A 6,466-nucleotide genomic window follows, 5' to 3' on the forward strand; every position below is an offset into this window, starting at 1 on the left:
GGAGACGCGGGGGCGGCGGGGCGGCGCGGCAGCCGGGGCCGTACGATCCACCGCCACACCACGGCGAGCAGGGCCGCCGCTCCGGCGAACGGGAGCACCGCGCCGACGGCCAGGGAGATCCAGCGCAGCACGCCGACGAACGCCTGCCAGCCGCCCGCCAGTGCGTCCGTGAACCCCGGCTGGTCGTCGTTGCCGGCCTTCGGCGCCGGCGCCTCGGACAGCGACAGAGTGATCGTGGCCATGCCCGTGCGGTCCTTCAGGGACGCCTGCTGGGCCAGCAGCGCCTCCAGATCGGCCTCGCGGCGGCTCAGCTCCCCCTCCAGGGCGACCACGTCGCTCAGCCGGGTCGCCCGCTCCATCAGGGCGCGCACCCGGGCCACGCTCGCCCGCTGGGACTTGATCCGGCTCTCGACGTCGACGACCCGATCGGTGACGTCCTGCGCCTTCGCCGTGCGGTCGAGCAGTGTGCCGGTGCCCTCCAGGTCGGCCAGGACCTCGTCGTACCGGTCGGTGGGCACCCGCAGCACCACGCGGGTGCGGACGCGGCCCGCCTCGTCGCGGGTGGTGGTCTCGTCGCCGACGTAGCCCCCGGCGTTCTCCACGGCGGTGCGGGCCGTCTCCAGGGCCTTCGGCACGTCCTTGACCCGCACGGTCAGCGACGCGGTGCGGATGATGTGCTGCGCGGTGAGCCGGGGCGGGGCGGTGGCCCTCGTGCCGGAGGCCGTGCTCCGGTCGCCGTCCCCGCCCGCGGCGCCCGGTGCGGCCTCGCGGGCGTCGGGGCGGGCGGCGCCCGTGGCGGCCGTGCCGGCGCGCCCCTCGTCGCTGTCGCCCGCGCTGCACCCGGTGAGGGCGAGCGCGGCGGCGAGCAGAAGGCCGGCCAGGGCGGGAGCGGGACGAACGGTGCGGGCGGAACCACGAGCGGACCTGCGGGCGGACCGATGTGCGCGCATGAGGCGTACCCCCCGGTTGGGACGACTGATTGCCTCTTCGACGCACGGCCCGCACGCAACGTTCGCCGGAAAGGATTCCGATGCGGTCACGGTCGGGACTCGTGCCGGACACCGGGGCGCGGACGGGGCGCCGACGGGGGTCTGAGAGAGTGGGCGCATGAGCGCAACGGGTAGGGACACAGGCCATGTCGTCGTCATCGGGGCCGGCATCGCGGGGCTGGCCGCCGCACACCGATTGCTGCAGCGCGGAGCGCGTGTGACCGTCCTGGAGGCCGCGGACCGGGTGGGCGGCAAGCTGCTGCCCGGGGAGATCGCGGGCGTGCGGGTCGACCTGGGCGCCGAGTCGATGCTGGCCCGCCGGCCCGAGGCCGTGACCCTCGCCCGTGAGACGGGTCTTGCCGACCGGCTCCAGCCGCCGGCCACCGCGGCCGCCTCGATCTGGACCCGCGGCGCCCTGCGCCCCATGCCCGCGGGGCACATCATGGGCGTTCCCGGCACGGCCTCCGCGCTGGCCGGTGTGCTGTCCGAGGAGGGCCTCGCCCGCATCGAGCGCGACGCCGAACTGCCCCGCACGGAGGTCGGCGAGGACGTGGCGGTCGGCGAGTACGTGGCGGCACGCCTGGGCCGCGAGGTGGTCGACCGCCTGGTCGAGCCGCTGCTCGGCGGGGTCTACGCCGGCGACGCCTACCGCATCTCGATGCGGTCGGCCGTCCCGCAGCTCTTCCAGGTCGCACGGACCCACGACTCGCTGCTGGAAGGGGTCCGCGAACTCCAGGCCGCGGCCGCCGCCGCACCGCGGACCGGACCGGTGTTCCTGGGAATCGAGGGCGGAATGGGCCGGCTGCCGCTCGCGGTCGCCCAGTCCGTGCGCGCCCGCGGCGGAGAGATCCTGACCGGTACGCCCGTGACGGAGCTGCGCAGGCAGGACCACTCGTCCTGGCGCGTGGTCGCCGGGGACCGCGTGCTGCGGGCCGACGCCGTGATCCTCGCCGTGCCCGCGCCGGCCGCCGCCGACCTGCTGCACGCCGAGTCCCCCGGGGCCGCCGCCGAGCTGCGGACCGTCGAGTACGCCTCCATGGCCCTGATCACCCTCGCCTACCGCCGTGCCGACGTCACCCTGCCCCCGGGCAGCGGTTTCCTCGTGCCCCCCGTCGACGGCCGGACCGTCAAGGCGTCCACCTTCGCCTCCCAGAAGTGGGGCTGGCTCGCCGACGAGGACCCGGACGTGGTGGTGCTGCGCACCTCCGTGGGACGGTACGGCGAGACGGAGATCCTGGAGCGGGAGGACGCCGAGCTCGTCGAGGTCTCCCGGCACGACCTGCGCGAGGCCACCGGCCTGGACGCGGTGCCCCTGGAGACCCGCGTCACCCGCTGGACCGACGGCCTGCCCCAGTACCCCGTCGGCCACCACGCGCGCGTGGCCCGCATCCACGAGCACATCGGCAAGCTCCCGGGCCTCGCGGTGTGCGGCGCGGTGTACGACGGCGTGGGCATCCCGGCGTGCATCGCGAGCGCGTACGCCGCCGTGGACCGGATCGGCGGCGTCCTCCCCGAGGGGCAGGACCCCACCGGGACCCCGGTGCGGGGGCCGCAGGGCGAAGCGGGAGAATAGCCCCATGAGTGCTGACGCTCCCACCCCCGAGCCCGCCAGGATTCCGAACAAGGGCAAGCTGGCCAAGGACCTCAACGAGGTCATCCGCTACACCCTGTGGTCCGTCTTCAAGCTGAAGGACGTCCTGCCCGAGGACCGCGCGGGCTACGCGGAGGAGGTCCAGGAGCTGTTCGACCAGCTCGACGCCAAGGGCGTGACCATCCGCGGCACCTACGACGTCTCGGGCATGCGTGCCGACGCCGACCTGATGATCTGGTGGCACGCCGACACCAGCGACCAGCTGCAGGAGGCGTACAACCTCTTCCGCCGCACCAGGCTCGGCCGCGCCCTCACGCCGGTGTGGTCGAACATGGCGCTGCACCGCCCCGCCGAGTTCAACCGCTCGCACATCCCGGCGTTCCTCGCCGACGAGACGCCGCGCGCCTACGTCTGCGTCTACCCGTTCGTCCGCTCCTACGACTGGTACCTGCTGCCCGAGGAGGAGCGCCGCCACATGCTCGCCGAGCACGGCCAGATGGCCCGCGGCTTCCCGGACGTGCGCGCCAACACGGTCGCGTCCTTCGCCCTCGGCGACTACGAGTGGCTCCTCGCCTTCGAGGCCGACGAGCTGCACCGCATCGTCGACCTCATGCGTCACCTGCGCGGCTCGAAGGCCCGTCTGCACGTGCGTGAGGAGGTCCCCTTCTTCACCGGCCGCCGCAAGGACATCGCGGAGCTGGTCGCGGGGCTGGCCTGAGCATCCCGCCGCTTTCGAGCACCTCCGGGCGGCGGACCGGCCGGTCACGGCTCCCGGAGCGGGGCGCGGACCACCGCCGCACCGGGAGCCGCCCCTGGAGGGGCCCGGTTGCCCGGGGTGCCCGGGGCCGGCGAGCCCGCGGCCCGGCCGCTCACCGGCACGGGGGCTGAGGCCGGCGGCACGGCGTCGGGGGCGTCGCCGCGGTCCCGGAAGTTTGGGGCGGACCGGCACCGCCGTGCCGGACGCCGGCAGAACCGTGTGCCGCGGGGCCTGCCCTCAGCGCCGCAGCAGCACCTTCCGGGCCGCGCGGACCATTCGCTCCGCGGGCCTGCCGGAGCGCGGGGCCGGGCCCGACCGCTCGAGCCACCACTTCCGCAGCGCCCGCCGGACCGCCGGGTCGTCCGGCCGTCCGGCGCGCAGCAGGGACGCCACGAAGTCCAGGGCGTCCTGCCGGTGGCCGCCGCTCATCGGCCGGTTCCGCGCATACGCGAGGAACGCGGCCCGGTAGCCCTCGCCGAGCAGTGCCGGAAGCTCCGGCGCCACCTTGGCCACGACACTCGCCCGCTTGGCCGCCAGCGCCCGCGCCTGCACCGCCGTCCGCACCCGGTCGAACCCCTCCGGCACGGGCGTCCCGGCGACGAGCGCCGACAGCAGGGCGGTCTGCGCCAGGGCGAGCCGCTGCCGGGCGGGCTCGGTGGTGTGCGCGCCGGCCGCCCCCGAGGCGCGGACGGTCTCGCGCGTCCCCCGCACGGTGGGCGGACGGCCCGGCTCCGCCGCCTTCCGGATCGCGTCCAGCTCCCGCTCCAGCTCGGCGGGCTCGGGGAAGTTCTCGTCGCGTTCCAGCAGCACTCCCGGCGGGGACACCCGGGAGGCGAGGTCGGCCAGGATGCCGAGGACCGGCTGCGGAACCGGGTGTGCGTGGCTGTCGTGCCAGACCCCGTCCCGTTCGAAGCCGCCCGCCACATGCACGTACGCGACGGCCTCCAGGGGGAGCTCGGCCAGCGCCCTGGCCGGGTCCTCGCCCCGGTTGACGTGGTTGGTGTGCAGATTGGCCACGTCGATCAGCAGCCGCACCCCCGTGCGGTCGGCCAGCTCGTACAGGAACTGCCCCTCGGTCAGCTCCTCGTCGGGCCAGGTCAGCAGCGCGGCGATGTTCTCGACGGCGAGCGGCACCGGCAGCGCCTCCTGCGCGATGCGGACGTTCTCGCACAGCACGTCGAGGGCGTCACGGGTGCGCGGCACGGGCAGCAGATGCCCCGCCTCCAGCCGTGGCGAGGCGGTCGGCGCACCACCGGCCCGCACGAACGCGATGTGCTCGCTCACCAGCGGTGAGCCGAGCGCCTCCGCCCGTTCGGCGAGCGCCTTCAGCCGGCGCTCGTCGGGCCGCTCGGCCCCGCCGAGGCCGAGCGAGACACCGTGCGGCACGACGGTCGTCCCCCGCTCCCGCAGACGCCGCAGCGACGCGGGCAGATGGGCGGGGCACACGTTCTCGGACACCACCTCGACCCAGTCGACACCCGGCATCCCCTCCACGGCCTCGGCGATCTCCGGCCGCCACCCGATCCCCACCCCGAGCCGCTCCACGGTCCCCTCGCCCCCTCCTGCCTTGCGCGTCCGGGTACGTGAGGGAGGTATGGCCCCGGCGCCCGGCCGCGAACCTCGGGCCCCGCAGGTTCAGAGCAACATTTGAGGTGCGGCGCGTGCGGCGTGCGCGGCGGGGCGGGGTCCGGCGATATTCGCTGGGCACGGGCAGGGGGTGTTCGTAGAGTCCCGCGTATGGCGGATGAGAAGCGCACGGCGGACGAGAAGGACGACAACGACAGGGCGGTGCAGGCGGCCGTCGACGGCGAACTGCGGCTGCTCGACCCCGAGGTGCGTGCCTCCCCGGCCCTGGTCTCCGAGCTGCTGGACCCGGAGTTCACCGAGATCGGAGCCTCGGGCCGCGTCTGGGACGCCCGGTCGATCCTCACGGTGACCAGCTCCGGGGCGGTGTCCTCGGAGGCTCCGGTCGAGGTCGGCGAGATGTCGGGGAAGGTCCTCGCACCGGGTGTCGTCCACCTGACGTACCGCACCGACCATCAGGGGCGCCGGGCCCTGCGGAGCTCCCTGTGGCGGCTGACGCGGTCGGGCTGGCGCCTGTACTTCCACCAGGGGACGCCGACCGACTGACGTCAGGGCCGGGCGCGGTCCCGGCGCAGCGCCGGATGGTCGGCGACCACCGTGCAGGACCCCGGGGCGATCTCCGTGTAGCCCGCGTCGCGCACCACCGGCAGTCCCGTGCGGGTCAGGGCGTCCCAGTGGGCGGGGCCGGCGGTGCGGACGGCGAGGGGGAAGCCGGCGTCGCGCCAGGCGGCGCGGTGCGCCTCCGGCAGCTCCCACCAGGCCAGCTGGGCGCCGTGGCCCACCTGGGCCATCGCCTTGCCCGCGGACATCTCCAGACGGGGGTTGAGCCACAGGACGGGAAGGTCCGGGTCCGGCCCGGCAGGGGGCCGCGGGTCGTCGAGGTCGGTGCCGGAGACCTGGAGCCTGGCCAGGTCCTTGGGCCAGCGGTCGAGCGGCACGGGCGGGAAGACCCGCACCTCGGCCGTCTCCCCGGTGACCGTGATGCCGGGCAGGGCCGTCGCACGCCGCCACTCGGCGCCGCGCGCCCGCCGGACCACCTTGCGGATCCGGGTGTCCTGCCAGTCCCGTACGGCCTGCGCCCACGGGCCGTCCCCGAGGGAGCGTTCGTCGCTGAGCAGCACCAGCACCGCACGGGCCGCGGTCTGCAGCGCGTCGGTACGGGCCGGAGGGGCGGCCCGCTCGATCCGCACCACCAGCGGCAGCACGAACTGCCGCGTCCGCTCCTGGACGCCGGGGCCGGGCCGGGACGGGCTGTTCTCGAAGGACGTGGCCGTGAGGGTCTCGTCGGTGCTCACGGCCTCCAGTCTGCCAGGCACATGACCGGCCCCGGCCTGCTCGGCCCGCTCAGCCCGAGCAGGCCGTGCGCTGCGCCTCCTGCCACGCGCAGACGGGGCAGAGCGTGATCCCCCTGTACGACTCCGGGTACTCGGTCGGCTCGCGGCACAGCACGCACTCCGCGTACGGCGGGCCGTCCTCCTCCACCGCCTCGGGGACGGGGGAGGGCGGCCGGGGCGGCCCGGCCGTGCCGCTCGGGCAGCAGCCGCC

7 protein-coding genes are annotated in these 6,466 nt (G+C 75.5%); 3 read left to right on the forward strand and 4 right to left on the reverse strand.

Annotated features, from left to right (window positions below; translation table 11 throughout):
- On the reverse strand, positions 1–950 hold a 950-nt coding region (locus tag CCN35_RS09895), incomplete at its 3' end, for a DUF4349 domain-containing protein (RefSeq protein ID WP_086792313.1).
- 157 nt (positions 951–1,107) lie between these two features.
- Between CCN35_RS09895 and hemG the strand changes: the two genes are divergently transcribed.
- Entirely contained in the window at positions 1,108–2,562 is a 1,455-nt protein-coding gene (hemG, locus tag CCN35_RS09900) for a protoporphyrinogen oxidase (protein WP_079129799.1), read from the forward strand.
- Between the two features lie 4 nt (positions 2,563–2,566).
- Complete coding sequence (gene hemQ / locus CCN35_RS09905; RefSeq protein ID WP_067396592.1) at positions 2,567–3,298, forward strand: hydrogen peroxide-dependent heme synthase; 732 nt, start codon at positions 2,567–2,569, stop codon at positions 3,296–3,298.
- 276 nt (positions 3,299–3,574) lie between these two features.
- On the opposite strand, the gene CCN35_RS09910 is transcribed toward hemQ, so the two are convergent.
- A complete protein-coding gene (locus tag CCN35_RS09910) occupies positions 3,575–4,882 on the reverse strand; it encodes an MbnB/TglH/ChrH family RiPP precursor modification enzyme (protein WP_067396594.1) in 1,308 nt (435 codons plus the stop codon).
- Between the two features lie 192 nt (positions 4,883–5,074).
- On the opposite strand from CCN35_RS09910, the gene CCN35_RS09915 reads away from it, so the two are divergent.
- On the forward strand, positions 5,075–5,467 hold the full coding sequence (locus tag CCN35_RS09915) for a nuclear transport factor 2 family protein (protein WP_067396596.1): 393 nt from the start codon (positions 5,075–5,077) through the stop codon (positions 5,465–5,467).
- Positions 5,468–5,469: 2 nt separating this feature from the next.
- Here CCN35_RS09915 and CCN35_RS09920 read toward each other — a convergent pair whose 3' ends face one another.
- Both CCN35_RS09920 and CCN35_RS28315 read right to left on the reverse strand, forming a co-directional pair.
- Entirely contained in the window at positions 5,470–6,216 is a 747-nt protein-coding gene (locus CCN35_RS09920; RefSeq protein ID WP_067396597.1) for an aminoacyl-tRNA hydrolase, read from the reverse strand.
- A gap of 49 nt (positions 6,217–6,265) precedes the next feature.
- A partial coding sequence (locus tag CCN35_RS28315; protein WP_086792315.1) for a hypothetical protein occupies positions 6,266–6,466 on the reverse strand: 201 nt, incomplete at its 5' end.

The organism is Streptomyces thermovulgaris, assembly GCF_002155915.1.
Taxonomy (GTDB): Bacteria; Actinomycetota; Actinomycetes; order Streptomycetales; family Streptomycetaceae; genus Streptomyces; species Streptomyces thermovulgaris.